The organism is Blastococcus sp. SYSU D00868 (assembly GCF_054050575.1).
This window is the reverse complement of sequence record NZ_JBJGZO010000026.1, coordinates 39,533-65,832: the sequence shown is the minus strand read 5'-3', so window position 1 is coordinate 65,832 and position 26,300 is coordinate 39,533. Positions and strand designations below refer to the sequence as shown.

General features: G+C 75.5%; 22 protein-coding genes. 10 read left to right on the top strand and 12 right to left on the bottom strand.

Annotated elements, in window-relative coordinates; all coding sequences use genetic code 11:
• Nucleotides 1-34: 34 nt before the first annotated feature.
• Nucleotides 35-1,636 carry an ABC-F family ATP-binding cassette domain-containing protein gene (locus tag ACI79F_RS18895; RefSeq protein ID WP_456543203.1) on the bottom strand — a complete coding sequence of 534 codons (1,602 nt, stop codon included), beginning with the start codon at nt 1,634-1,636 and terminating at the stop codon, nt 35-37.
• 127 nt (nt 1,637-1,763) lie between these two features.
• On the opposite strand from ACI79F_RS18895, the gene ACI79F_RS18890 reads away from it, so the two are divergent.
• On the top strand, nt 1,764-3,953 hold the full coding sequence (locus ACI79F_RS18890) for an SCO7613 C-terminal domain-containing membrane protein (protein WP_456543204.1): 2,190 nt from the start codon (nt 1,764-1,766) through the stop codon (nt 3,951-3,953).
• Between the two features lie 44 nt (nt 3,954-3,997).
• Nucleotides 3,998-5,758, top strand: coding sequence for an SCO7613 C-terminal domain-containing membrane protein (locus tag ACI79F_RS18885; protein WP_456543205.1), 1,761 nt, complete (start codon nt 3,998-4,000; stop codon nt 5,756-5,758).
• A gap of 42 nt (nt 5,759-5,800) precedes the next feature.
• Here the strand turns inward: ACI79F_RS18885 and ACI79F_RS18880 are convergent, their stop codons facing one another.
• From ACI79F_RS18880 to ACI79F_RS18840, 9 genes are all read right to left on the bottom strand, one after another.
• The gene (locus ACI79F_RS18880) at nt 5,801-6,190 is read right to left on the bottom strand and encodes a metal-sulfur cluster assembly factor (protein ID WP_456543206.1); all 390 of its coding nucleotides are present in this window, start codon (nt 6,188-6,190) and stop codon (nt 5,801-5,803) included.
• Nucleotides 6,187-6,660 (bottom strand): Fe-S cluster assembly sulfur transfer protein SufU, encoded by a 474-nt coding sequence (gene sufU / locus ACI79F_RS18875; protein WP_456543207.1) that lies wholly within the window; start codon nt 6,658-6,660, stop codon nt 6,187-6,189. Before sufU ends, ACI79F_RS18880 begins: the two co-directional genes overlap by 4 nt.
• Nucleotides 6,660-7,997 carry a cysteine desulfurase gene (locus ACI79F_RS18870; protein ID WP_456543208.1) on the bottom strand — a complete coding sequence of 446 codons (1,338 nt, stop codon included), beginning with the start codon at nt 7,995-7,997 and terminating at the stop codon, nt 6,660-6,662. The genes sufU and ACI79F_RS18870 overlap by 1 nt, the downstream gene beginning before the upstream one ends.
• Entirely contained in the window at nt 7,994-8,767 is a 774-nt protein-coding gene (gene sufC / locus ACI79F_RS18865; RefSeq protein ID WP_456543209.1) for a Fe-S cluster assembly ATPase SufC, read from the bottom strand. The genes ACI79F_RS18870 and sufC overlap by 4 nt, the downstream gene beginning before the upstream one ends.
• A 15-nt stretch (nt 8,768-8,782) precedes the next feature.
• Nucleotides 8,783-9,139, bottom strand: a complete 357-nt coding sequence (locus ACI79F_RS18860) for a non-heme iron oxygenase ferredoxin subunit (RefSeq protein ID WP_456543210.1) — start codon at nt 9,137-9,139, stop codon at nt 8,783-8,785.
• Complete coding sequence (sufD, locus tag ACI79F_RS18855; RefSeq protein ID WP_456543211.1) at nt 9,139-10,449, bottom strand: Fe-S cluster assembly protein SufD; 1,311 nt, start codon at nt 10,447-10,449, stop codon at nt 9,139-9,141. Before sufD ends, ACI79F_RS18860 begins: the two co-directional genes overlap by 1 nt.
• On the bottom strand, nt 10,449-11,906 hold the full coding sequence (gene sufB / locus ACI79F_RS18850; protein WP_456543212.1) for a Fe-S cluster assembly protein SufB: 1,458 nt from the start codon (nt 11,904-11,906) through the stop codon (nt 10,449-10,451). Before sufB ends, sufD begins: the two co-directional genes overlap by 1 nt.
• Entirely contained in the window at nt 11,903-12,706 is an 804-nt protein-coding gene (locus ACI79F_RS18845) for a helix-turn-helix transcriptional regulator (protein WP_456543213.1), read from the bottom strand. The genes sufB and ACI79F_RS18845 overlap by 4 nt, the downstream gene beginning before the upstream one ends.
• 102 nt (nt 12,707-12,808) lie before the next feature.
• Nucleotides 12,809-15,322, bottom strand: coding sequence for an ATP-dependent Clp protease ATP-binding subunit (locus tag ACI79F_RS18840; RefSeq protein ID WP_456543214.1), 2,514 nt, complete (start codon nt 15,320-15,322; stop codon nt 12,809-12,811).
• A 92-nt stretch (nt 15,323-15,414) separates the two neighbouring features.
• Between ACI79F_RS18840 and ACI79F_RS18835 the strand changes: the two genes are divergently transcribed.
• On the top strand, nt 15,415-16,383 hold the full coding sequence (locus ACI79F_RS18835) for a COX15/CtaA family protein (RefSeq protein WP_456543215.1): 969 nt from the start codon (nt 15,415-15,417) through the stop codon (nt 16,381-16,383).
• 278 nt (nt 16,384-16,661) lie between these two features.
• Here ACI79F_RS18835 and ACI79F_RS18830 read toward each other — a convergent pair whose 3' ends face one another.
• Nucleotides 16,662-17,576: a heme o synthase gene (locus tag ACI79F_RS18830; protein ID WP_456543216.1), complete on the bottom strand. Its 915-nt coding sequence runs from the start codon at nt 17,574-17,576 to the stop codon at nt 16,662-16,664.
• Nucleotides 17,577-17,905: 329 nt separating this feature from the next.
• On the opposite strand from ACI79F_RS18830, the gene tkt reads away from it, so the two are divergent.
• The 7 genes from tkt to ACI79F_RS18795 all read left to right on the top strand — a co-directional run bounded on the left by tkt (nt 17,906) and on the right by ACI79F_RS18795 (nt 25,941).
• Nucleotides 17,906-20,125, top strand: coding sequence for a transketolase (gene tkt, locus ACI79F_RS18825; protein WP_456543217.1), 2,220 nt, complete (start codon nt 17,906-17,908; stop codon nt 20,123-20,125).
• Nucleotides 20,126-20,157: 32 nt separating this feature from the next.
• Nucleotides 20,158-21,264 carry a transaldolase gene (tal, locus tag ACI79F_RS18820; RefSeq protein ID WP_456543218.1) on the top strand — a complete coding sequence of 369 codons (1,107 nt, stop codon included), beginning with the start codon at nt 20,158-20,160 and terminating at the stop codon, nt 21,262-21,264.
• Between the two features lie 80 nt (nt 21,265-21,344).
• On the top strand, nt 21,345-22,862 hold the full coding sequence (zwf, locus tag ACI79F_RS18815; RefSeq protein WP_456543219.1) for a glucose-6-phosphate dehydrogenase: 1,518 nt from the start codon (nt 21,345-21,347) through the stop codon (nt 22,860-22,862).
• A gap of 25 nt (nt 22,863-22,887) precedes the next feature.
• On the top strand, nt 22,888-24,051 hold the full coding sequence (locus tag ACI79F_RS18810; protein WP_456543220.1) for a glucose-6-phosphate dehydrogenase assembly protein OpcA: 1,164 nt from the start codon (nt 22,888-22,890) through the stop codon (nt 24,049-24,051).
• Nucleotides 24,048-24,887 carry a 6-phosphogluconolactonase gene (gene pgl, locus ACI79F_RS18805; protein ID WP_456543221.1) on the top strand — a complete coding sequence of 280 codons (840 nt, stop codon included), beginning with the start codon at nt 24,048-24,050 and terminating at the stop codon, nt 24,885-24,887. Before ACI79F_RS18810 ends, pgl begins: the two co-directional genes overlap by 4 nt.
• A gap of 44 nt (nt 24,888-24,931) precedes the next feature.
• Nucleotides 24,932-25,717, top strand: coding sequence for a PIG-L deacetylase family protein (locus ACI79F_RS18800; RefSeq protein ID WP_456543222.1), 786 nt, complete (start codon nt 24,932-24,934; stop codon nt 25,715-25,717).
• Nucleotides 25,718-25,761: 44 nt separating this feature from the next.
• A complete protein-coding gene (locus ACI79F_RS18795; RefSeq protein ID WP_456543223.1) occupies nt 25,762-25,941 on the top strand; it encodes a hypothetical protein in 180 nt (59 codons plus the stop codon).
• Between the two features lies 1 nt (nt 25,942).
• Here ACI79F_RS18795 and ACI79F_RS18790 read toward each other — a convergent pair whose 3' ends face one another.
• Entirely contained in the window at nt 25,943-26,284 is a 342-nt protein-coding gene (locus ACI79F_RS18790; RefSeq protein WP_456543224.1) for an RNA polymerase-binding protein RbpA, read from the bottom strand.
• Nucleotides 26,285-26,300: the final 16 nt, after the last annotated feature.

The following is a 26,300-nucleotide window of genomic DNA, read 5'->3' as shown; positions in this document are numbered from 1 at the left end:
CCGGGTGACGGTTCCCGTCACCCGGCGACTCCGGTCAGGCCAGGGAGACGAGGTCGGCGAGGTCCTCGCTCCAGGCGTCCTCCGTGCCGTCGGGCAGGATGATCACCTTGTCCGGGTCCAGCGCGCGGACGGCGCCCTCGTCGTGCGTGACCAGCACGATCGCGCCGGTGTAGGTGCGCAGCGCGTCGAGCACCTGCTCGCGGCTGGCCGGGTCCAGGTTGTTCGTCGGCTCGTCGAGCAGCAGCACGTTGGCACCGGAGACCACGAGGGTGGCCATCGCCAGCCGGGTCCGCTCGCCGCCCGACAGCGTGCCGGCCCGCTGGTCGACCGCCTCGCCGGAGAACAGGAACGCACCGAGGATCCGCCGCAGCTCGGTGTCGGTGGAGTCCGGCGCCGACGACCGCATCACCTCGAGCAGCGTGCGGTCCATGTCGATGGTCTCGTGCTCCTGCGCGTAGTAGCCGATGCGCAGGCCGTGCCCGGCCTTGACCTCGCCGGTGTCGGGCACCTCGGCCCCGGCCAGCAGCCGCAGCAGGGTGGTCTTGCCGGCGCCGTTGAAGCCGAGGACGACAACCCGGGTGCCGCGGTCGATGGCGAGGTCGACGCCGGTGAAGATCTCCAGCGAGCCGTAGCTCTTGCTCAGGTGCTCGGCGGTCAGCGGCGTGCGGCCGCAGGCGGCCGGCGTCGGGAAGCGCAGCTTGGCCACCCGGTCGGCGACCCGGACCTCGGCCAGCCCGGCGGCCAGCCGCTGGGCGCGCTTGTCCATGCTCTGCGCGGCCTTGGCCTTGGTCGCCTTGGCCCGCATCTTGTCCGCCTGCGCGGTCAGCGCGTCGATCTTCTTCTCGGCGTTGGCCCGCTCGGCGCGCCGCCGCCGCTCGTCGGTCTCCCGCGCGTCGAGGTAGCGCTTCCAGCCGAGGTTGTAGACGTCGACGGTGGCCCGGTTGGCGTCCAGGTGCCACACCTTGTTGACGACGGCCTCGAGCAGCTCGACGTCGTGGCTGATGACCACCAGGCCGCTCTTGTGGCCCGCCAGGAACCCCTTCAGCCAGACGATCGAGTCGGCGTCCAGGTGGTTGGTCGGCTCGTCGAGCAGCAGCGTGTCGGCGTCGGAGAAGAGGATCCGCGCCAGCTCCACCCGGCGGCGCTGGCCGCCGGAGAGGGTGCGCAGCGGCTGGGCCAGCACCCGGTCGGGCAGGCCGAGGTTGGTGCAGATGCGCGCCGCGTCGCTCTCGGCGGCGTAGCCGCCCAGCGCGGCGAACTGGTCCTCCAGGCGCCCGTAGGCGCGGACGGCGCGGTCGCGCTCGGCGTCGTCCGCAGGCTCGGCCATCGCGACCTGGGCCTTGGTCAGCTGCGCCTTGAGGACGTCGAGGCCGCGGCCGGACAGCACCCGGTCGCTGGCGGTGATGTCGAGGTCGCCGCTGCGGGGGTCCTGCGGGAGGTAGCCCAGCTCGCCGCTCACCTCGACCTTGCCGGCGTGCGGCACGCGCTCACCGGCCAGGGTGGTGAGGGTGGTGGTCTTGCCGGCGCCGTTGCGCCCGACCAGGCCGATCCGGTCGCCCGGCTGCACCCGGAGGTCCGCGCCGCTGATGAGGATGCGGGCGCCGGCGCGCAGCTCCAGGCCGGTCGTCGTGATCACCGGGTCCAGGGTAGGCGCTCGCGGGCCCCCTGCTCGACCGCAATACCGGTGACATCGACTGCACCCGTGTCCACAGGTCGGGTGGACCGTGACCCATCCGGTACCCGGCCCCGCCACGATGCGGGGCATGACGCGACCTCCCGGCCTCCCCTGCCCGGTCTGCGGCCGCCCGGCCGCCGGCGGCGGACCGGCGCCGTGCCCGAGCTGCGGGCTCCCCGCGGTCGGCGAGGCGGCGCTCGTGGTCGCCCGGATCGGCGCCACCCTGGACGAGCTGACCCGCGATCGGGACCGGCTGCTGGCCACCCTGCGCGCCGCCGCGCCCGGGACGGCGCCCGTGCCGCCCCCCGCGCCGCCGGCCTGGGCCGCTGCGCCGCCGGCGGCCTGGGCCGCTCCGCCGCCCGCGCCGGCGGCCTGGGCCGCTCCGCCGTCCGCGCCGGCGGCGTGGCCCGCTCCCCCGGCGGCGCCGCCGGAGCCGGGGTGGCCGGCGTGGCCGCTCGACGGGGTCGCGGAGCCGGAGCCGGCACCGCCCCGGCGGCTGAGCCCCCAGCAGGTGCTACTGGGCCTCGGCGCCCTGCTGCTCGTGGCGGGCGCGGTCGCCTTCGTCGCCGTCGCGTGGAACCGGCTCGGCGTCGCCGGGCAGTCCGCCGTCCTGCTGGCGGTGACGGCGGCGCTGTGCGCCACGTCGGCGTGGACGGCGCGGCGGGGGCTGCGGGCGACCGAGGAGGCGCTGGCCGCCGCCGGTGCGGCGCTGCTGGCCGTCGACCTCGCCGCCGCCCACGCGCTGGGCCTGGGCGGGGCGGACGAGCTCCCGTCGCGGCTGTGGGCGGCGCTGTCCTGCGGCGTCGTGGCCGGCGTCGCCCTGGCGCTGGGCCGGCTCACCCGCAGCACCACCGCCTGGCCGCTGATCGCGCTGCTGGCCGCCCAGCCGGTGCCGCTGCTGCTCCTGCCCGCCGGTGCCGGCGACGGGCCGGCCGCGGTCGCCGTGCTGCTCGGCCTCGCGGGAGCCGACCTGCTCGTCGTGGGCCGCCTCCGGTCCTCGCTGCGGCCGGTCGCGCTGGGTCTGGCGGCAGTCGGCGCCTTCGGCGCGGCAGTGTTGGGGATAACGGTCGCCTGGGAGCGGCCGGCCGCCGCGTCGTGGACGGCCACCGGCCTGCTGCTGGCCGCGGGCGCGGTCGCGCTGCTGCTCCGCCGCCTGCCGGGGCCGGCCTCGGCGCTCCCGGGCTCGGCCGCCGTCGCCGGGGTGGCCGCGGGAGTGGGCGGGCTCGCTCTCCCCGGCTCGCTGGACACGGTCGGGCCCGAGGGGCCGGTGCTCGCCGCGGCCCTCGGCCTGGCCCTGCTCACCGCGGCCGTGCTGGTCGCCCGGGTCCCGGCGGCGCTCGCCGGGACGGCGGCCGGCGGCGGGGCGGCCGCGGTCTGCGGCGGGCTGCTGCTCCTGGCGGCCGACCGGCCGGGCCCGCTGGCGCTGCTGGTCCTCGCCGCGGCGGTGCCCGCCGGCCTGGCCGCCGTCCGCCTGGCGCCGGTGCGGGCGGCCGCCGTCGGTGCGGCGCTCGCGGCGCCGGTCGCCGCGGTGCTGCTGGCGGCGGAGGGCGACGTGTTCGGGCGCGCCGCCGCCGGCCTGCTCCTGGCGCTGACCGGAGCCCTGGCGTTCGGCATCGCCGCGGCGCGCGCCGGCCGGCCCGAGGAGCCGGTGGCCGCGGTCGCCGGCGCGGTGGCCGGGGTGCTGGCCGGGCTCACGACGGCGTCGGCCGGCGCCTGGGGCCAGGTGGCGGTGCAGCTCACCGTCGCCGGCGCCGCGGCGGCCGCCTACGGGCTGGTCGCCGGCCGCCGTCCCGTCGCGGTGCTCGCCGTCGCCGACCTGGTGGTGGCGAGCTGGATCGCGCTCGGCGGCGCCGGGGTGGAGGTCGTGGAGGCCTACACCCTGCCCGCGGCCGCCGGCCTGCTGCTGGTCGGCCTGCCCGGCCTCCGCACGGGGGCCGGGTCGTGGGCCGCGGAGGGGGCGGCGGTCGGCGTCGCCCTGCTGCCGTCGGCCCTCGTCGCCGTCTCCGACCCCGCCCCGCTGCGGCTGGTCCTGGTGGTCGCCGCGGCGGGCGCGGCCACCGTCGCCGGCGCGCTGGCGCACCGCCAGGCGCCGTTCGTGCTCGGTGCCGGCAGCCTGCTCTGGGTGGTGCTGGGCCGGCTCGGCCCGTACGCGCCGCTGCTCCCCCGCTGGATCACCCTCGGCACCGTCGGGCTGGCGCTGCTCGTCGTGGGCGCGACGTACGAGCGCCGCCGCCAGCAGGCCCGCGAGGCGGTCGCCTGGGTGTCGCAGATGCGCTGACCGCCGCCCTGCCGGGAGCCCGCCCGGCCCCTAGCGTGGAGCGCGTGCCGGACCTGCCCGCCCGCGTCCGGCCGCCGCAGGTCCTGCTCGGCGTCGGGGCGGTGCTGCTGGGAGCCGGCGCGGCGTCCCCCCTCGGCGACGGTGACGCGGGCGCCCGGGCCGGCCTGCTGGCCCTGGCGGTCGCGGCCGGCGGGTGCTCGGCGGCGGCGTCCCGGGCGGGGCTGCGCGGCACGCGCGAGGCCCTGGCCGCGACCGCGGTCGTGGTGGCGGCCGCCGGCCTCGACGACGGCGGCGCCCTGCTCGCCGGCGCCCCCCAGGGGCCGGCGCTGCTGGCGCTCGGGCTGACCGGGGTCGCCCGCCTCCAGCCGGGACCGCTGGCCTGGCCGCTGGGCGCGTGGCTGGTGGCCCAGCTGGCCGCGCTGCGCGTCGTCGCCGGCGTCCCGGCCGGGGTGCCGCGCACCTGCGCCCTGCTGGCCGTGGCGCTGGCCGGGCTGGCGGTCGTGCTGGCCGCGCGCCCCGCGCTGGCCCGGGTCGCGCTGGTGACCACCGCGCCGTGGTGGGCCGCCGGGGTGGCCGGCGGCGTCGGCACCGCCTGGGTGGGCGCCGGGCCGGCGGCCGGGGCCTCGGCCGCCCTGACGGTCGCCGCGGCGGCCGGGCTGGTGGTCGTCCGGCTGGAGCCCGACGTCGGCGGGCTGCTGGGGCCGCCGCGGGCGGTGCCGATCCTGGCCGGGGCGGTGGCCGGCGCGGCGGTGGCCGGGGCGCTGTCGGCCGGGCCGGCGGGCGAGGTGGCGGCCGGCTACGCCGGGGTGCTGCTGGCCGCGGTCGCGGCCGCGCGGCTGACGGGTCGGCGGCGCGGGCTGCTGCTGCCGGCGGCCGCCGCGGCGGCCGCGACGCTGGTCCTCCTCGCCGTCGTCGGGCTCGTCGCCGACGGCGCCTGGACGGCGCTGGTGCTGCTGCTGGTGCTCACCGCCGCCCCCGCGGCGCTCGTCGCGCGGGCGCGCCGGGCCGAGCGGCAGGTCGCCGTCCCGGTGGCGGTGGGCTGCCTGGCCGCCGCGGGGCTGCTGGCCGTGCCGGCGGGGCTGCTCGCACCCGCGCAGGCGGCGACGGCACTGACCGCGCTCTACGCCGCGTCGCTCGGAGCGGGGGCCGCCCTGGCACCGGACACCCGGCGGCACACGCGGGCGGTGGGCGCGGTCGCCGCCGCGGCGGCGGTGCTGCTGGTGGCGGCCGCCGGCGCGCCCGGGCTGCTGGCGGCGCACCTGGCGGTGCAGGGCGCGCTGACCTGGCTGGCGGCGGTGCGCTCCGGCCGGCGCACCGCCACGGGCGCGGCCCCGGGGCGGTCGGTGGGGGCCGCCCAGCTCGTGGCCGCGGCGTGGACGGCGGCCGCCGTCGGCGACGCCGCGGTGCTGGAGGCGTGGACGCTGCCCGCCGCGGCCGGGCTGCTCCTGGCCGCGGGCCCGCGGCTGGCCGCCGGTCCGTCGGAGCCGGCCTGGGGACCGGGGCTGCTCGTGGCCGCCGTCCCCTCGACGGTGCTGGCGGTGGCCCAGCCGGGGGCGCAGCGGCCGCTGCTGGTCCTGGCGGCCGCCGTGGCGGTGCTGCTGGCCGGCGCGGCGGCCGGCGTCCGGACGCCGCTGCTCGTCGGCGCCGGGACCGCGCTGGCGCTGGCCGCCGGCCTGGCCGTCACCGAGCTCCCCTTGCCGCTGGCCGGTGCCGCGGTCGCGGGCGCCGTCCTGCTGGCGGTGGGCGCCCGGCGCGAGCTGCGGCCGGTCGGTGGGTTCGCCGGACGCGTGGCCGAGATGCGCTGAGCCGGCCCGCCACGGAGGCGGACCGGCTCAGCGGGGGATCGGCTAGACGCGGAAGCCGAGGGCGCGGAGCTGCTCGCGGCCGTCGTCGGTGATCTTGTCCGGGCCCCACGGCGGCATCCAGACCCAGTTGATCCGGATGTCGTCGACCAGCCCGGGGCCGGGGCCGCCGGTCAGCGCGGTCCGCGCCTGGTCCTCGATGACGTCGGTCAGCGGGCAGGCCGCGGAGGTCAGCGTCATGTCCAGGACGGCGACGTTGTTCTCGTCGACGTCGATGCCGTACACGAGGCCGAGGTCGACGACGTTGACGCCCAGCTCGGGGTCGACGACGTCGCGCATGGCCTCCTCGACGTCCTCGAGCAGCGCCGACTTGTAGGCCGGCAGCTCGGCCGGGGCGTCCTCGGCGCTGGCCGGGGTCTCGGTGGTCTCGCTCATGCCTGCGGCCCTCCCACGGGGTCGGTGACGGACAGGGCTCGGGCGCTGGCGTCCTTGAGGGCCATCCAGCTCATCAGCGCGCACTTGATCCGCGCCGGGTACTTGGAGACGCCGGCGAAGGCGACGGCGTCCTCCAGCTCGTCCTCGAGCTTCTCGGCCACCGACGCGTCGCCCTTGCTCTGCATGAGGGTCATGAAGTGCTCGCCGGTCTCCAGCGCCTGCGGCACGGTCCGGCCGACGACCAGGTCGTACATGGCCGAGACCGAGGCCTGGCTGATCGAGCAGCCCATGCCCTCGTAGGAGACGTCGGCGATGGTCTCGCCCTCCAGGTGCACCCGCAGCGTCACCTCGTCGCCGCAGGTCGGGTTGACGTGGTGCACCTCGGCCTCGAACGGCTCCCGCAGCCCGCGGCCGTGCGGGTTGCGGTAGTGGTCCAGGATGATCTCCTGGTACATCGACTCCAGCTGCATCAGCTCGCTGCTCCCTCGGTGTCCTGAGCAGGTGCAACGCCGAAGAACTGCTGGGCCTTCCGGATGCCCTCGGCCAGCGCGTCGACGTCGTCGTGGCCGGTGTGCACGTAGAAGGTGGCCCGCGTCGTGGCCGGGACGCCGTAGCGGCGCACCACCGGCCAGGCGCAGTGGTGCCCCACCCGGACGGCGATGCCCAGGTCATCGAGCACCTGGCCGACGTCGTGCGGGTGGATGCCCTCGACGGTGAACGAGATGGCCCCGCCGCGGGCGACGGTGTCCGGCGGCCCGATCACGGTGACGCCCGGGATCTCCGCCAGCCGCTCGAGCGCGTACGCGGTGAGCGCCTCCTCGTGGGCCTGCACGTTCGCCATGCCGAGCCGCTGCAGGTACTCCACGGCCGCGGCCAGCCCGATGACCTGAGCGGTCATCGGCACGCCGGCCTCGAACCGCTGCGGCGGCGGCATGAAGGTGCTGCCCTCCATCCGCACGACCTCGATCATCGAGCCGCCGGTGAGGAACGGCGGCAGCGCGTCGAGCACCTCGGCGCGGCCCCAGAGCACGCCGACGCCGGTCGGGCCGAGCATCTTGTGCCCGGAGAAGACCAGGAAGTCCGCGCCCAGCTCGGTGACGTCGACCGGCTGGTGCGGCACCGACTGCGCGCCGTCCACCAGCACCAGGGCGCCGACCTCCCGGGCGCGCGCCACGATCGGCTGCAGCGGGTTGATCGTGCCCAGGATGTTCGACTGCTGGGTGACGGCGACCAGCTTGGTGCGCTCGTTGACGACGGTGCCGAGGTCGGCGAGGTCCAGCCGGCCGTCGTCGGTGAGGCCGAGCCAGCGCAGGGTCGCCCCGGTGCGCTCGCACAGCTGCTGCCAGGGCACCAGGTTGGCGTGGTGCTCCATCTCGGTCACGACGATCTCGTCGCCCTGGCCGACGGCGTACCGGCGGAACTCCGGCTCCTTCGCGGTGGCCGCGTTGGACAGCGCGTAGGCGACGAGGTTGATCGACTCGGTGGAGTTCCGGGTGAACACGACCTCGTCGGTGCGCGCGCCGATGAAGCCGGCGATGGTGGCGCGGGCCTGCTCGTAGGCGCCGGTCGCTTCCTCGGCGAGCTGGTGCGCGCCGCGGTGCGGGGCCGCGTTGACGTTCTCGTAGAACCAGCGCTCGGCGTCCAGGACGCTGCGCGGCTTCTGCGAGGTCGCCCCGGAGTCGAGGTACACCAGCCGCCGGCCGTCGCGGACGGTGCGGGACAGGATGGGGAAGTCCGCCCGGATCGCCTCGACGTCCAGCGGCAGCGGCGCGCGCCCGGCCTGCGGACGCGAGACGGTCTGGGTCACAGCGACGCAGCCTCCGTCGAGTTCTTCACGTACGCGGCGTAGCCCTCGTTCTCGAGCTTGTCGGCGAGCTCGGGGCCGCCCTCCTCGACGATCCGGCCGCCGACGAAGACGTGCACGAAGTCGGGCGTGATGTAGCGCAGGATCCGCGTGTAGTGCGTGATCAGCAGGACGCCGATGTCGCTGTCCTCGCGGGTGCGGTTGACGCCCTCGGAGACGATCCGCAGCGCGTCGACGTCGAGGCCGGAGTCGGTCTCGTCGAGGACGGCGACCTTCGGCTTGAGCAGCCGCATCTGCAGGATCTCGTGGCGCTTCTTCTCACCGCCGGAGAAGCCCTCGTTGACGTTGCGCTCGGCGAACGCCGGGTCCATCTCCAGGGCGGCCATCTCGGTCTTGACGTCCTTGACCCAGGTGCGCAGCTTCGGCGCCTCGCCCTTGACCGCGGTGGCCGCGGTGCGCAGGAAGTTCGACACCGAGACGCCGGGCACCTCCACCGGGTACTGCATGGCGAGGAACAGCCCGGCGCGGGCGCGCTCGTCGACGCTCATCGCGAGGACGTCCTCGCCGTCGAGGGTCACCGAGCCGCCGGTGACGGTGTACTTCGGGTGGCCGGCGATCGAGTACGCCAGGGTGGACTTGCCCGACCCGTTGGGCCCCATGATCGCGTGGGTCTCGCCCGAGCGGACGGTGAGGTCGACGCCGCGGAGGATCTCCTTGGCGTCGTCGCCGTCCCCCACGCTGACGTGCAGGTCGCGGATCTCCAGCACGGACACTTGTTCTTCTGCTCCTCAGTTGCCGATCGGCGAGTCGACGTCGACGAGCACGTCGTCGCCGTCCACGCGGACCGGGTAGACGGGGACCGGCTCGGTGGCCGGCAGGTTGGTGGGGCGGCCGCTGGTCAGGTCGAAGCACGACCCGTGCAGCCAGCACTCGATGGTCGGGGCGCCCTTGAACTCCTCGACGTCGCCCTCGGAGAGCGCGACCTCGGCGTGCGAGCAGACGTCCTCGATGGCGAAGACCTCGCCCTCGAAGCGGACGACGGCGATGGCCTCGCGGTCGCCGCCGACCCCGACGTCGGCGAGCTCGACGCGCAGCGCGCCGGGCTCCTTGACGTCGGCCAGCGAGCACAGGCGGGTGAAGGCCATCAGGCCTCCACCGGCTGCGTCGGGGAGCCGGGGCCCGGGAGAGACGGCTCGGTGCCCAGGCGCGCCTCGACGGTGGCCATCAGCCGGTCCTGGAGCTCGGGGACGCCGATCCGCTGGACGACGTCGGCGAAGAAGCCGCGCACCACCAGGCGGCGGGCGGTCTCGGCGTCGATGCCGCGCGAGCACAGGTAGAACAGCTGCTCGTCGTCGAACCGGCCGGTGGCGCTGGCGTGCCCGGCGCCGACGATCTCGCCGGTCTCGATCTCCAGGTTGGGCACCGAGTCGGCGCGGGCGCCGTCGGTGAGCACCAGGTTGCGGTTGAGCTCGTAGGTCTCGGTGCCGACGGCGGCCGGGCGGATCCGGACGTCACCCACCCACACGGTGTGCGCCTCCTCGCCCTGCAGCGCGCCCTTGTAGAGGACGTTGCTGCGGCAGTGCGGCACCGCGTGGTCGACCCAGAGCCGGTGCTCCTGGTGCTGGGTCTCGTCGGCGAAGTACACGCCGTAGAGCTCGGCCGAGCCGCCGGGGCCGGCGTAGGCCACGTTGCTGACCAGCCGGACGAGGTCGCCGCCGAGGGTGACCACGACCTGGGTGACGGAGGCGTCGCGGCCGACCACCGTGTCGTACTGGCCGCCGTGCACGCTGCCCGGCGCCCAGTCCTGCACCGACACCAGGGAGACCTGCGCGCCGTCGCCGACGAGCACCGAGACGCCGCCGGAGTAGCGGGCCAGGCCGCTGTGGTCGAGCACGACGGTGGCCTCGGCGAACGCGCCGACCTCGACGACGAGCTGCCCCCACACGACGTCGTCCGTGCCGGTGCCGGTCAGCCGCAGGGTGACCGGCCGGTCGAGCTGCGCCTCGGCGGGCACGCGGACGACGAGGGCGCCGCCGCTGCGCTGCCGGGTGAGCGCCGCGAGCCGGTCGGTCGGCTCGGGCAGGCCCTTGAGCAGCGGGTCGTCGGCCTCGACGGTGGCGAGCTCGACGCCGTCGGGCAGGTCGTGCTCCTGGCCCAGGTGCGCGTCCGACGGCGCTCCCTTCAGCAGCGGGCGGATCCGGCGCATCGGGGTGAAGCGCCAGTCCTCCTCGCGGCCGGTGGGCTCGCCGAACGCGTCGGGGTCGGTCGAGGTGAACCGCTCGGCCGGCGAGCCGGTCGGGGCGGGCCCGCCGTGGCTGTGCGCGCCGGGCGCGGCCTCACCGGCGGTGCCGGTGCCGGCCGCCGGGGTGGCCGGCGGGCCGGCCTGGGCCCCGACGCCCGGCGCGAACAGCTCGCCGGCGAGGGTGGTGCTGGTGTTCTCGAAGCTGTCCGGCATCAGCCGACGGCACCTTCCATCTGCAGCTCGATGAGGCGGTTGAGCTCGAGGGCGTACTCCATCGGCAGCTCGCGGGCGATCGGCTCGACGAACCCGCGCACGACCATGGCCATGGCCTCGTCCTCGGTCATGCCGCGGCTCATCAGGTAGAAGAGCTGGTCCTCGCTGACCCGGGAGACGGTCGCCTCGTGGCCCATCGCGACGTCGTCCTCGCGGACGTCGACGTAGGGGTAGGTGTCCGACCGGCTGATCGTGTCGACCAGCAGCGCGTCGCACTTCACCGTCGACCGCGACCCGTGCGCGCCCTCGTCGATCTGCACCAGGCCGCGGTAGGAGGTGCGGCCACCGCCGCGGGCCACCGACTTGCTGATGATGTTCGACGACGTGTGCGGCGCGGCGTGCACCATCTTGGCGCCGGCGTCCTGGTGCTGGCCCTCGCCGGCGAAGGCGATGGAGAGCACCTCGCCCTTGGCGTGCTCGCCGGTCATCCAGACGGCCGGGTACTTCATCGTCACCTTGGAGCCGATGTTGCCGTCGACCCACTCCATGGTCGCGCCCTCGTGGGCGACCGCCCGCTTGGTGACCAGGTTGTAGACGTTGTTCGACCAGTTCTGGATGGTCGTGTACCGGCAGCGCGCGTTCTTCTTGACGACGATCTCGACGACCGCGGAGTGCAGCGAGTCGCTCTTGTAGATCGGCGCGGTGCAGCCCTCGACGTAGTGCACGTAGGCGCCCTCGTCGATGATCATGAGCGTCCGCTCGAACTGGCCCATGTTCTCGGTGTTGATCCGGAAGTAGGCCTGCAGCGGGATCTCCACGTGCACGCCCTTCGGCACGTAGATGAACGAGCCGCCGGACCACACCGCGGTGTTCAGCGCGGCGAACTTGTTGTCGCCGGCCGGGATCACCGAGCCGAAGTACTCCTTGAACAGGTCCTCGTGCTCGCGCAGCGCGGTGTCGGTGTCGAGGAACAGGACGCCCTGCTCCTCGAGGTCCTCGCGGATCTTGTGGTAGACGACCTCGGACTCGTACTGGGCCGCGACGCCGGCGATCAGCCGCTGCTTCTCGGCCTCGGGGATGCCCAGCTTGTCGTAGGTGTTCTTGATGTCCTCGGGCAGTTCCTCCCACGAGGCGGCCTGGGCCTCGGTGGAGCGCACGAAGTACTTGATGTTCTGGAAGTCGATCCCGGACAGGTCCGAGCCCCAGTCGGGCATCGGCTTGCGGTCGAACAGCTTCAGGGCCTTGAGGCGCCGCTCGAGCATCCACTCGGGCTCGTTCTTGCGCCGCGAGATGTCCCGGACGACGTCCTCGTTGAGCCCGCGCTTGGCCGAGGCGCCGGCGACGTCGGCGTCCGCCCAGCCGTACTGGTAGCGGCCGAGCTGCTCGATCTGCTCGTCCTGCGTCAGCGGCGTGGCGGCCCCCGATGCGGTGGTCACCGGCTGCTGGGTGCTGGTCATGCGGGCGTCCTCTCCCGGTCGAACGTGAGGGTGGAGCTGCTGGTGGACGGGGCGCGTGGAGCTGGTCCCGGCGCTCTCCGGTCACCTGGTACAGGGCGTGCGGGGGCCGATCTGTTCCCCGCGCGGATGTGGCCCGGACCGCCCCCCGGCAGGGGCCCGGGGATGTGGGTCGTGCACACGCCGTCGCCGTGGGCGATCGTGGCCAGCCGCTGCACGTGGGTGCCGACGAGCCGGCCGATGACCGCCGTCTCGGCCTCGCACAGCTGGGGGAACTCCGCCGCGACGTGCGCCACCGGGCAGTGGTGCTGGCAGAGCTGGCCCCCGCCGGCGATGGTCGAGGCCGCGGCAGCGTAGCCCTCGGCGGTCAGGGCGGTCGCCAGCGCCTGGGCGCGGTCCACCGGGGCGCCGGCGCGGCCGGCCGTGGCCTGCTCGACGGCGGTGGAGCAGCGCTCCTCGAGGCCGGACAGCTGCGCCTCCGCGACCGCGCGCACGGCCTCGGGCCCCTGCGAGGCGGCGATGTGCCGCAGCGCGGTCAGCGCGAGGTCGTCGTAGGCGTGCGGGAACGTGGACCGGCCGACGTCGGACAGCGAGTACTGCCGCGCGGGGCGCCCCCGGCCGCGGCGGGCGCCCGGCGCCTGCCGCTCCTCGACCCGGCCGGTCGCGACCAGGGCGTCGAGGTGCCGGCGGACGGCGGCGGGCGAGATCCCCAGCCGCCCGGCGAGCTCGCTGGCGGTCTGCGGGCCGTGCTCGAGCAGGAGGCCGCTCACGCGGTGCCGCGTGCTCCGGTCCTCGCTTTCCACAACACGAGTGTGACCTATTTCCGGAGGGCCGCAACCAAGGGCGCCCTAACCCCCCGCGTGACGTCCGTCGCGGCCGTGACGCACCTCACGCGGGGGCCGTCCTCACGCCTGACCGGCCTCCACCTGCTCCTCGACCGGCGTGAACTCCAGGTGCTCCTCCCCCGCCGAGACGCGCACGCGCCCGCCGCGGCGGACCTGCCCGTCGAGCAGCAGCCGGGACATCGGGTTGTCGACCTCCCGCTGGATGACCCGCCGCAGCGGCCGGGCGCCGAACTCCGGCTGGTGCCCGCGCTCGGCGAGCCAGTCGACGGCCTCCGGGTCGAACTCCAGGGTGATGTCCTGGGCGGCCATCCGTCGCCGGGTCTCCTCCAGCAGCAGGTCGGTGATCCGGCGCAGCTGCTCGGTCTCCAGCTGCGAGAAGACGACGATCTCGTCGATCCGGTTGAGGAACTCGGGGCGGAACGACTCCCGCAGCCGGCGCATCAGCCGGTCGCGCAGCCCGGCGTCGGCGGCCGCGGCGTCCCCGGTGCCGAAGCCCAGCGGGGCGTTGCGGCCCTGGATCAGCTCCGAGCCCAGGTTGCTCGTCATGATCAGCACGGTGTTCTTGAAGTCGACGGTCCGGCCCTGGGAATCGGTCAGCCGCCCGTCGTCCAGGACCTGCAGCAGGGTGTTGAAGACGTCGGGGTGGGCCTTCTCGACCTCGTCGAGCAGCACCACCGAGTACGGCCGGCGCCGCACGGCCTCGGTGAGCTGGCCGGCGTCCTCGTAGCCCACGTAGCCGGGCGGCGAGCCGACCAGGCGGCTGACCGTGTGCCGCTCCTGGAACTCGCTCATGTCCAGCCGGATCATCCGGTCGGAGTCGCCGAACAGCGCCTCGGCCAGCGCCCGGGCCAGCTCGGTCTTGCCGACGCCGGTGGGCCCGAGGAACAGGAAGCTGCCGATCGGCCGGTCCGGGTCGGCCAGCCCCACGCGCGAGCGCCGGACCGCCTCGGCGACGACCGCCACCGCCTCGTCCTGGCCGACCACCCGCTGGTGCAGGTGCTCCTCGAGGGCGAGCAGCCGCTGCATCTCCTCCTGGGTCAGCTGGCTGACCGGGATCCCGGTGGAGCGGGAGACCACCTCGGCGATGTCCTCGACCTCCACGCACGGGACGCCGGCGTCGCCACCGGCGCGGGCCTGCTCGAGCCGCTGCCGGGCCGCGGCGAGCTCGTCGCGCAGCTCCGAGGCCCGCTCGTACTGCTCGGCGGCGACCGCCTGGTCCTTCTCCCGCTCGAGGCGGGCGACCTCCTGCTCCAGGCCCTGCAGGTCGGTCGGCGGGGTCTTCACCCGGCGGCGCACCCGGGCGCCGGCCTGGTCGATGAGGTCGATCGCCTTGTCCGGCAGGTGCCGGTCGGGGACGTACCGGTCGGAGAGCTCCACGGCCGCCACGAGCGCCTCGTCGGTGAACCGCACCTGGTGGTGGGCCTCGTACCGGTCGCGCAGCCCGCGGAGGATCTCCACGGCGTCCTCCACCGAGGGCTCGGGCACGAGGATCGGCTGGAAGCGCCGCTCGAGCGCGGCGTCCTTCTCGATGTTGCGGCGGTACTCCTCCAGGGTCGTCGCCCCGATGACGTGCAGCTCGCCGCGGGCCAGCGCCGGCTTGAGCATGTTGCCCGCGCCGCCCGACCCCTCCGACGCCCCGGCGCCGACGACGGTGTGCAGCTCGTCGATGAAGACCACGACCTCGTCGGAGTGCTCCCGGATCTCGTCGATGATCTTCGTGAGCCGCTCCTCGAAGTCGCCGCGGTAGCGGGTGCCGGCGACCAGCCCGGTCAGGTCGAGCTCGATCACCCGGCGGCCGCGCAGGGTGTCGGGGACGTCGTCGGCGGCGATCTGCGCGGCGATGCCCTCGACGATCGCGGTCTTGCCGACGCCGGCCTCGCCGATGAGCACGGGGTTGTTCTTGCGGCGCCGGGACAGCACCTCGAGCGTCTGCTCGATCTCGTCGTCCCGGCCGATCACCGGGTCGAGCCGGCCGTCGCGCGCCATCTCGGTGAGGTCGCGGCCGAACTCGTCCAGGGTCGGCGTGCCCGACGGCGGGCGGCCGCCGCCCTGTCCCGGCGCCCCGGCCCCGCCGCCCCCGCCCGTGGCCGCCTGCTGCAGGGCCTCGGGGGTGATGCCGCGGGCGCGCAGGGCCTGCCCGCCCGGGGACTCGGGGTTCACGGCCATGGCGTAGAGCAGGTGCTCGGGGCCGATGTAGGTGGAGCCGAGCGCGCGGGACACCTGGTGGGCGTCGAGCAGGGTGCGCTTGGCGGCCGGGGTCAGGGCGGGCGGCTCGGCGCGCGGCTCGCCGCGGGGCGGCTCCCCGTCCAGCTGGCGGCGGAGCTCGTCGGGGTCGGCGCCGGCCCGCGACAGCAGGGTGCGGGTGGGCTCGTCCCCGGTCATCGCCCACAGCAGGTGCTGGGTGTCGAGGTCGGCGTGGCCGGCCTCGGCGGCGTGCCGGGCGGCCGCGGAGAGGAGCTGCCTGCCGTGCTGGGTGAGCAGCTGGAGGAGGTCGATGCGCCGCGGGCCCCCGCCGCCGAGGTAGCGGGCGAGGAACTCGTCGAAGGGGCCGCCGGAGAAGTACGGGCTCGTCATGCCACTCGATCCGTGAGGGAGGTCTCGCCGCCGTCGCTGGGCGGCCCGTCGTCGTGCCCTACCCCGGCCCGGCGACCGCCTAGCATCGGGTCGTGCCGGTCCTGCCCGCCTCGCTCTCCTCCGTGTCGTTCGGCTCGCGGACGATCTCCCGGGTGGCCCTGGCCAACGCGGTCGCCAACGGGCTGATCGTCGTCACCGGCGGGGCCGTGCGGCTGACCGGCTCCGGGCTCGGCTGCCCGACGTGGCCCAACTGCACCGACGCCAGCTTCGTGCCCACCGAGGAGCTCGCCGGCCACGGCCTGATCGAGTTCGGCAACCGCACGCTCACCGGCGTCCTCGGGTTGATCGCGCTGGCCACGCTCGTGGTGGTGTGGCGCTCGCCCCGCCGCGACCTGCGCCCGCTCGCCGTCCTGGGCTTCCTGGGCATCCCGGTGCAGGCGGCGCTCGGCGGGGTCACCGTGCTGACCGGGCTGAACCCGTGGACCGTGGCGGCGCACTTCCTGCTGTCCGCCGTCCTGGTGGCGCTGATGACCGTGCTGTGGCTGCGCAGCCGGGAGCCGGGCGTCGGGCAGCTGCTGGTCCGCCGCCCGTTCGCGCTGCTGGTCGGCGGCATCGCCGCCACCACCGCCGCGGTCCTCGTGCTGGGCACGGTGGTGACCGGCAGCGGGCCGCACAGCGGCGACCTGCAGACGGACGCCGACGGCAGCCTGCGGGTCGACCGGATGGGCTTCGACCCCGAGCTGGTCAGCCAGCTGCACGCGGACGTGGTGTTCCTGCTGGTGGGGCTGACCGTCGCGCTGCTGGTCGCCCTCTACGCGACGGACTCGGCCGGCCGCACCCGCCGCGCGGCGCGCGACCTGCTGGTCGTGGTGGCGCTGCAGGGCGTCGTCGGCTACGTGCAGTACTTCCTGCACCTGCCCGCGGCCCTGGTGCTGCTGCACATGCTCGGCGCGGTGCTGGTCACCGCCTACACCGCCCGCCTGGTCTGGTCGGTCCGCGGCCCGGCCTCCGAGGCCCCCCTCGAGCCGGCGCCCCGCACCGAGGCCCCCGCCACCCGCTGACCCACGGGCACTGTGCGGCCAGCGCCCAGTCGAGGCGCCGAGTGGGCACGGAGCGCACAGTGCCTGTGACGGCGCTCCGGACGGGGTGACGGCCGGACGGAAGCCGGGTACGGCACGTCGGCCGATGGGTCCAGCGGGAGCCGGGGACGGCAGGCGGCTGGGGTGGACCGATCGCGGGGGCCCGGAGGGTCCCCCGATCGGGACACGGGCAGCGGCTCAACGGCCGTCGGGGACGGCCGTCGGCCGCGGTGTCGGCCGGAGGCCGACAGATCACACAGTCAGAGCAGCACGTCGATCGCGATGGCGATCGAGATCAGCGTCATCTGCGTGATGGACACCGAGAACAGCCGCATCGGCCGGTCCGGGACGCCGGTACGGATCCGGTTGAGCCACTGGTGCGACTCGATGACGTACCAGGCGCCGAGCAGCCCGCCGCCGATCGCGAAGGCCCAGCCCAGGACCGGGGTGAGCGACCCCATGAGCAGGGTCGCGCCGAGGGTCGCCCAGGCCCACGCCACGGACTGGCGGCCGACGCTCTCCGGGCCGGCGACGACCGACAGCATCGGCACGCCGGCGCGGGCGTAGTCCTCGCGGAACCGGCTGGCCAGCGCCCAGAAGTGCGGCATCTGCCAGCAGAAGACGATGGCGAAGAAGACGACGGCCGGCCACGCCAGCGAGCCGGTGACGGCGGCCCAGCCGATGAGCACCGGCGCGGCCCCGGGGAAGGCGCCGAAGACGGTGTTGTGCCTGGTCCGGCGCTTGAGGACCATCGTGTAGACGATCGAGTAGGCCAGGATCGCGAGCGCGGCCAGCGCGGTGGCCAGCGGCGTCGTCTCGAACCAGAGGATCGCCAGCGACGCGGCCGCCAGGACCAGCCCGAAGACGAGCGCGGCCCGCGGGGTGACCGCCCCGGAGGGGATCGGCCGGGTGCGGGTGCGCGACATCAGCCGGTCGATGTCGCGGTCGTACCAGCAGTTGAACGTGTTCGCGGCGCCGGCGGCCAGCATGCCGCCGACCATCGTGGCGACGACGAGCCGCCAGGAGGGCCAGCCGTCGGCGGCCAGCATCATGGCCGGCAGCGTGGTGACCAGCAGCAGCTCGACGAGCTTGGGCTTGGTCAGCGCGACGTAGGCGCCCACCACCGAGGCGAGGCTGCGGGTGGAGACCGCCGGGCGCTCGGAGACCGCCGTCACCGGAGGGCCTCCCGAGGGCACGGGGTGCGGGGCTCCACCGGCGACGGAGACAGCACGGGGTCCCTTCCGGCCGGGTGTCGAACGGGCCAACTGTAGCCCGCGGCCGGGCGGCCCATCGGCACGGATGACTAGGGTCGTGCACGTTGGTGCTGCAGGTGCAGCGGGTAGGGCCGGGGTCGCGACGAGGGGGTCGACGACGGCGCGGTCGTCGGTCCGGTGGGGGCCGGGGGCAGGCCGGCCCGTCGCCGCACCGCACACCGCCGCCGCCCGGGTCCGGTCCTCCGGCCCGGAGAGACCCCGACCCGGCCGACCGAGGGAGCACCGCCACGATGACAGGCGAGACGAAGAGCACAGCGTCCGAGGCCCCGGCCGAGGCCGCCGTCGACAGCCCCACCGGGGACCCGCGCCAGCCGCGGCCCACGCTGCCGGAGGGCTTCGGCGAGCTGGACCGCCGCGCGATCGACACCGCGCGCGTGCTCGCCATGGACGCCGTCCAGAAGGTGGGCAACGGCCACCCCGGCACGGCCATGAGCATGGCCCCGACGGCCTACCTGCTCTTCCACAAGTGGCTGCGGCACGACCCGTCCGACCCGAACTGGGTCGCCCGCGACCGCTTCGTCCTGTCGATGGGGCACTCCAGCCTGACGCTGTACGTGCAGCTGTTCCTCTCCGGCTACGGCCTGGAGGTCGAGGACCTGCAGGCGCTGCGCACCTGGGGCTCGAAGACCCCCGGCCACCCCGAGGTCAACCACACCCCCGGCGTCGAGACCACCACCGGCCCGCTGGGCCAGGGCGTGGGCAACGCGGTCGGCATGGCGATGGCCGCCCGCCGCGAGCGCGGCCTGCTCGACCCCGACGCCCCCGAGGGCGAGAGCCTGTTCGACCACACCATCTGGGCCTTCTGCTCCGACGGCGACCTGGAGGAGGGCGTCAGCGGCGAGGCCTCCTCGCTGGCCGGCACCCAGCAGCTGGGCAACCTGGTCCTGGTCTACGACGACAACCGGATCTCGATCGAGGACGACACCGCGGTCGCGTTCACCGAGGACGTCGGCAAGCGCTACGAGGCCTACGGCTGGCACGTCCAGCACGTGGACGACGGCGAGGACCTCGCGGCGGTCGACGCGGCGTTCGCCGCCGCCAAGGCCGAGACCGGCCGCCCGTCGATCATCGTGCTGCGGACGATCATCGCCTGGCCGGCGCCGAACAAGCAGAACACCGGCGCCGCGCACGGCTCGGCGCTGGGCGACGACGAGGTCCGCGCCACCAAGGAGGTCCTGGGCTTCGACCCGGAGCGGACCTTCCAGGTGGACGACGAGGTGCTCGCCCACGCCCGCTCGGTGGTCGACGCGGGCAAGCAGGAGCACGCCGAGTGGCAGGAGCGCTTCGACGCCTGGGCGCAGGCCCAGCCCGAGCGCGCCGAGCTGCTCGAGCGGATGCGCGAGCGCCGGCTGCCCGAGGGCTTCGGCGAGGACCTGCCGAGCTTCCCCGCCGACGAGAAGGGTGTGGCCACCCGCAAGGCCAGCGGCAAGGTGCTGGCGGCGCTCTACCCGCGGCTGCCCGAGCTGTGGGGCGGGTCGGCCGACCTGGCGGAGAGCAACAACACCGCCGTCGAGGGCGAGCCGTCGTTCCTGCCGGCCAACCGGCAGACGAAGATGTGGTCCGGCGGCCCCTACGGGCGCACCCTGCACTTCGGCGTCCGCGAGCACGCCATGGGCGCGATCATGAACGGGATCGCGCTGCACGGCGGCACCCGCGTCTACGGCGGCACCTTCCTCACCTTCTCCGACTACATGCGCGGGGCCGTCCGGCTGGCCGCGCTCATGCAGCTGCCGGTCGTCTACGTGTGGACGCACGACTCGATCGGCCTCGGCGAGGACGGCCCGACGCACCAGCCGATCGAGCACGTCGCGGCGCTGCGGGCGATCCCGGGCCTGGACGTCGTCCGGCCGGCGGACGCCAACGAGGTCGCGGTGGCCTGGCGGACGATCCTGGAGAACAACGACCGCCCGGCCGGCCTGCTGCTGTCCCGGCAGAACCTGCCCGTGTTCGACCGCGAGCAGTTCGCCTCCGCCGAGGGCGTGGCGCGCGGCGCCTACGTGCTGGCCGACGCGTCGAACGGCAGCCCCGAGGTGATCCTCCTGGGCACCGGCTCCGAGGTGCAGATCGCGGTGGCGGCGCGCGAGCGGCTCGAGGCCGACGGCGTGCCGACCCGCGTGGTCTCCGTGCCGTGCGTCGAGTGGTTCGCCGACCAGGACCAGGCGTACAAGGACGAGGTGCTCCCGCCCTCGGTCCGCGCCCGGGTCAGCGTCGAGGCGGGCGTGCCGCTGGGCTGGCGCGAGTTCGTCGGCGACGCCGGCCGGATCGTCGGGCTGACCCACTACGGCGCCAGCGCCGCGTACTCCGTCCTCTACGAGGAGTTCGGCCTCACCGACGAGGCCGTCGTGGCCGCGGCGCGGGAGAGCGTCGAGGCCGCCGCCTCCGGGAACGCCGTCCCCGCCGGGCCGGTTGCCGCCACCGGCGGGCTCCCCCACCCGACCGGCGACCGCTGAGCGGCCGCACCGACCCACGAAGGGCATCCGTCATGGCTCAGAACGAGAGGCTGGCCGAGCTCTCCTCGGCCGGGGTCGCCGTGTGGCTCGACGACCTGTCCCGCGACCGCATCCGCAGCGGGAACCTGCAGTCGCTGGTCGACGAGCACTCCGTCGTCGGCGTCACCACCAACCCGACCATCTTCGCCGCGGCGATCAGCGGCTCGGAGTCCTACGACGACCAGCTGCACGCCCTGGCCGTCCGCGGGGTCAGCGTCGAGGAGGCGCTGCGGACCATCACGGCCGCCGACGTCCGCGACGCCTGCGACCTGCTCGCCCCCGTCGCCGAGCGGCAGCCCGGCGACGGGCGGGTCTCGCTGGAGGTCGCCCCCGGGCTGGCGCACGACACCGACGCCACCGCGGCCGAGGCCGCGCACCTGTGGTGGCTGGTGGACCGGCCCAACCTGTTCATCAAGATCCCGGCGACCGAGGCCGGCCTGCCGGCGATCACCACCTCGATCGCCCGCGGCATCAGCGTCAACGTCACCCTCATCTTCAGCCTCGAGCGGTACCGCGCGGTCATGGACGCGTACCTGACCGGGCTGGAGCAGCGGCTGGCCGACGACCCCGACGCCGACCTGAGCCAGATCGCCTCCGTCGCGTCGTTCTTCGTCTCCCGCGTCGACACCGAGATCGACAAGCGGCTGGAGAAGGCCGGCGCCGACGCGTCGCTCAAGAGCAAGGCGGGCGTGGCCAACGCGCAGCTGGCCTACCAGGCCTACGAGGAGGTCTTCTCCTCCGACCGCTGGAAGGCGCTGGAGGCCAAGGGCGCCCGCCCGCAGCGGCCGCTGTGGGCCTCGACCGGGGTCAAGAACCCCGAGCTGCCCGACACCCTGTACATCAGCGAGCTCATCGCCCCCGGCACCGTCAACACGATGCCGGAGAAGACGCTCAAGGCCTACGCCGACCACGGCACGCCCGGCACCCCGGTGCAGAAGGCCTACGACGACGCCGCGGCGGTCATGCAGTCCGTCCGGGACGCCGGCGTCGACCTCGACGACGTCTTCCGGGTCCTCGAGGACGAGGGCGTGAAGAAGTTCGTCGACTCCTGGGACGAGCTCACCGCGTCGGTCAAGAGCGAGCTGGAGGACAAGAAGTAGCACCGCCACAGCAGCCGCCCCCGCCGCCGTCCGGTCTCCCGCAGCACCGGACGGCGGCACCGCGACCCGAGGACGGACCCATGATCGTCAACCCGCTGCGCGACCCCCGGGACCGGCGGCTGCCCCGGGTCCCCGACCCGTGCGCGCTGGTGGTCTTCGGCATCACCGGTGACCTGGCCCGCAAGAAGCTGCTGCCGGCCGTCTACGACCTGGCCAACCGCGGCCTGCTGCCCACCAACTTCGCGCTGCTCGGTTTCGCCCGCCGCGACTGGGGCGACACCGACTTCGCCGAGCTGGCCCGCGACGCCGCGCGCAAGGCCGCCCGCACCCCGTGGCGGGAGGAGGTGTGGGAGCGGCTGGCCGGCAGCGTCCGGTTCGTCCAGGGCTCGTTCGACGACGACAACGCCTTCGACGAGCTCGCCGGGGCGCTGGCCGACCTGGAGAGCAGCCACGGCATCGGCGGCAACGCCGCGTTCTACCTGTCCATCCCGCCGGCGATGTTCCCGGTGGTGCTCAAGCAGATGCAGCGCACCGGGATGGCCGAGAGCACCCCGGACCGGTGGCGCCGGGTGGTGGTGGAGAAGCCGTTCGGCACCGACCTGGCCTCCAGCCGGGAGCTCAACGCGCTCGTCGACTCCGTCTTCAGCGCCGAGGACGTCTTCCGCATCGACCACTACCTGGGCAAGGAGACCGTCCAGAACCTGATGGCGCTGCGGTTCGCCAACACCCTGTTCGAGCCGATCTGGAACGGCAACCACGTCGACTCGGTGCAGATCACGATGGCCGAGGACGTCGGCATCGGCGGGCGGGCCGGCTTCTACGAGAAGACCGGCGCGGCCCGCGACGTGCTGCAGAACCACCTGCTGCAGCTGTTGGCGCTGACGGCGATGGAGGAGCCGGTCGAGTTCTCCGCCGAGGAGATCCGCACCGAGAAGCTCAAGGTGCTGCGCGCGGTGTCGCTGCCGGAGGACATGCGCACCGCCGCCATCCGCGGCCAGTACGAGCAGGGCTGGCTGGCCGGCCAGCGGGCTCACGGCTACCGGCAGGAGGAGGGCGTCGACCCGGAGTCGACGACCGAGACCTACGCCGCCGTCCGGCTCGGCGTGGAGACCCGCCGCTGGGCCGGCGTGCCGTTCTACCTGCGCACCGGCAAGCGGCTGCCCCGCCGGGTCACCGAGATCGCCCTGGTGTTCAAGCGGGCCCCGCACCTGCCCTTCGCCGACACCGACACCGAGGAGCTGGGCAACAACCAGCTGGTGGTGCGCGTGCAGCCCGACGAGGGGGTCACCCTCAAGTTCGGGTCGAAGGTGCCGGGCAGCGTCATGGAGGTCCGCGACGTCTCCATGGACTTCCTCTACGGCGAGCAGTTCACCGAGGCCAGCCCCGAGGCCTACGAGCGGCTGCTGCTCGACGTCCTGCTGGGCGACGCGACGCTGTTCCCCCGCAACGCCGAGGTCGAGGCCTCCTGGGCGGTCATCGACCCGCTCGAGGAGTTCTGGGCCGGCAGCACCCCGCACCCGTACCGCGCCGGCGAGTGGGGGCCCCGCGCGGCCGACGAGATGCTCGCCGCCGAGGGCCGGAGGTGGCGGCGACCGTGAACTCACCCCGAGACGAGGAGACCCGATGACGACCCTCTGGGACACCACCGGCTCCGCCGTCGTCAAGGAGCTCGCCGCGCAGCGGCGGACCGGCGGCGCGGTCCTCTCCGGCGTCGCCCTCACCCTGGTCGTGGTCGCCGACGAGGCGCGCGTCGCCGAGGCCGAGGAGGCGGCGACCGCCGCCGCCGCGCAGCACCCCTGCCGGATCCTCGTGGTGGTCCGGCGGCAGATCGAGGCCCCGGTGCCGCGGCTGGACGCCGAGGTGCTCATCGGCGGCCGCCTCGGCCCCGGCGAGGCCGTGGTCATGCGGATGTACGGCCGGCTGGCGCTGCACGCCGAGTCGGTCGTGCTGCCCCTGCTGGCCGCCGACGCCCCCGTCGTCGCCTGGTGGCACGCGCCCGCCCCGGAGCGGATGGCCACCGACGCCCTGGCGGTCATCGCCGACCGCCGGATCACCGACAGCTCGATCGCCGAGGACCACCTGACGGCGCTGCGCGTCCGGGCCAACGACTACGCCCCGGGGGACACCGACCTCGCCTGGACCCGCAGCACCCCGTGGCGGGCGGCGCTCACCTCGACCCTGGACGCCGTCTCCGGCCGGCGCTCCGACGCGGTGCAGGTGCACGCCGGCCGGGTGGAGGGCGACCCCGGCAACGCGTCGGCGCAGCTGCTGGCCGGCTGGCTCTCCTCGCGCTGCGGCTGCCCCATCGAGGTCACCGAGGGCGCCCGCCGGCCCGGGCCCAGCGGCGTGGACGGCGTGCACCTGCGGCTGGACCAGGACGAGGAGGTGGCCGTGCGCGCCGACCGGCGCGGCGGGGCGGTCCTGACCCAGCCTTACCGGCCCGACTCCACCGTCCCCCTGCCCGAGCGGCCGCTGGGCGACCTGCTCGGCGAGGAGCTGCGCCGGCTGGACCCCGACGAGCCCTACGCCGAGGCGCTCGAGGCCGCCACCGGGGTGACCGGCCTGACCGGCCGCTCCCCGGTGCGTGACCACGTGTGGTTCGACCCGGCCCGTCCCGACGACGACGAGATGGCCGACGTCGACGAGATGGCCGACGCCGACGAGGGCGACGACGCCGGCGACGCCGCCCCCACCGTCCCCGGCGACTCCGAGGGCACCGACGAGGTCGCGCTCGACGGGGAGCGGAACCCGTCGGAGACCGCCGACCCCTCCGCCCCGGTCGCATGAGCCTCTCCCCCGGCGACCGGATCGCGGGCGCGCTCGGCGGGGACGCCGGCCGGCCCGTGCCCGACGTCGTCGTCCAGCCCGACGCCGACGTGCTCGCCCGCGCGGTGGCGGCCGCGCTGGTGGCCCGGCTGGCCGCGGCGCAGGCGGTGCACGGCACGGCGTCGGTGGTGTTGACCGGCGGCGGGATCGGCACGGCCGTGCTCCGGCACGTAGCCGGGCTGGCGGCCGAGCCGGCCCGGGAGCGGGTCGACTGGACGGCCGTGGACGTCTGGTGGGGCGACGAGCGCTTCGTGCCCGCCGGCGACGCCGAGCGCAACGAGCAGGGCGCCCGCGAGGCGCTGCTGGACCCGGTGGGCGTGCCCGCCGAGCGGGTGCACGCCATGCCGGCGTCCGACGCCGGCTTCGGCACGCCGGAGGAGGCCGCGGACTGGTACGCCGCTGAGCTGGCCGCCGCCGCGCCCGGGGGCGAGGCGCTGCCGCGGTTCGACGTGCTGCTGCTCGGCATGGGCCCGGAAGGGCACGTGGCGTCGATCTTCCCCGACTCCCCCGCCGTGCGGGACGAGCGCCCGGTCGTCGCGGTGCGCGACTGCCCCAAGCCGCCGCCGACCCGGGTGAGCCTGGGCCTCTCGGCGATCACCTCCGCCGAGGAGGTGTGGCTGCTCGTCTCCGGCGAGGGCAAGGCCGAGGCCGTCGCCCGCGCGCTCGGCGGCGCGCCCGTCGAGGAGCTGCCGGCCGCCGGCGCGCACGGCCGCCGGGCCACCCGCTGGCTGCTCGACGCGGCCGCCGCCGGGCGGCTGCCCGCGGCCGGGGACTCCCCCGCCGACCAGGACACCTAGACCGCCGCAAGAACCCGTCAAGTCGGCGATCGCACGATCGCCGCATGACCGAGACGCGCACCGCCCGCCCCCGCGACCTGCTGGTCGACGTCCGCCCCGGTGACCGGTGGCTGGTCGCCGTCGCGCACCCCGACGACGAGGCGTTCGGCTGCGGCTCGGTGATCGCCCGCGCCGCCCTGCTCGGCGCCGAGGTGACGATCGCGTGCGCCACGCGCGGCGAGGCCGGCGAGGTCCGGCCCGGCAGCGGGGTGGCCGGCGACCTGGGCGCCGTCCGCGAGGCGGAGCTCCGCGCGGCCGCGGGCCTGCTGGGCGCCGGGCGGGTCGAGCTGCTCGGCTACCGCGACTCCGGGTTCGACGGCGACCCGCCGGACGGGTCCCTGTGCGCCGCCGCGGTCGACGAGGTGGCCGGCGACCTGCTGCGCCTGACCCGCGAGGTCGCGCCGGACGTGGTCGTCGTCCTCGACGGCAGCGACGGGCACCGCGACCACCTGCACGTGCGCGCCGCGGTGCGGGCGGCCCTGCGGGCGCTGCCCGAGCCACGGCCGCGCCTGTACGAGCACTGCCTGCCCAACGCCCTGCTGCGTCGATGGCTGGTCGAGATGCAGACGCTGCGGCCCGACACCGTCTACCTGCAGCTGGACCCCGCCGCGCTCGGCCGCGCCGACGCCGACGTCACCGACGTGCTCGACGTGACCGCGGTCCTCGACCGCCGGGAGGCGGCGATCGCCGAGCACCGGTCGCAGGCCTCGCCGTTCGACGGCCTCAGCACCGGCCTGCGCCGCGCCTTCCTGGTGACCGACCACCTGGCCCGCGTCGACGTCGACGCGTGACACCCCCGCCGCCCCCGGCCCCCACCGATCCCGGAGGAACCGTCATGACCGCCGTCCTGCCCCGCACCCGCCCCGCCACCGACCCGTCGCCCGCGCCGGTCCCGCCGCCCGCGCCCGCTCCCGGGGCGCGCGCGTTCCCGGCCGAGCCCGTCGACCGGCGCGCCCGCTACTGGGACGTCGACTGCGCGGCCTGGCGGCCGAGCCCGGTGGGCGACGGCTGCTGAGTCAGGCGCCGCGGCGGGCCCGCAGCTTGGCGAGGGCCTCCTCGAGGAGGGCGTCGCCGTCGGCGTCGGTGCGCCGCTCGCGCACGTAGGCCAGGTGGGTCTTGTACGGCTCGGTGCGCGGGGCCGGCGGCGGGGCCGCCTGGTCCTGGCCGGCCGGCAGGCCGCAGCGCGGGCAGTCCCACAGCTCGGGCACCTCGGCATCGGAGGCGAAGGACACCCGCGTCTCGTGCGACTGGGCGCACCAGAAGGCCACCCGACGGCGGGGCGCGGCCTCGCCGCGCTCGGCCTCCCCCATCGGACCCGCACCGACCCGCGTGCCCCGGATCGCGTTCCCACCAGCCACGAGCGCCCCCTGGACT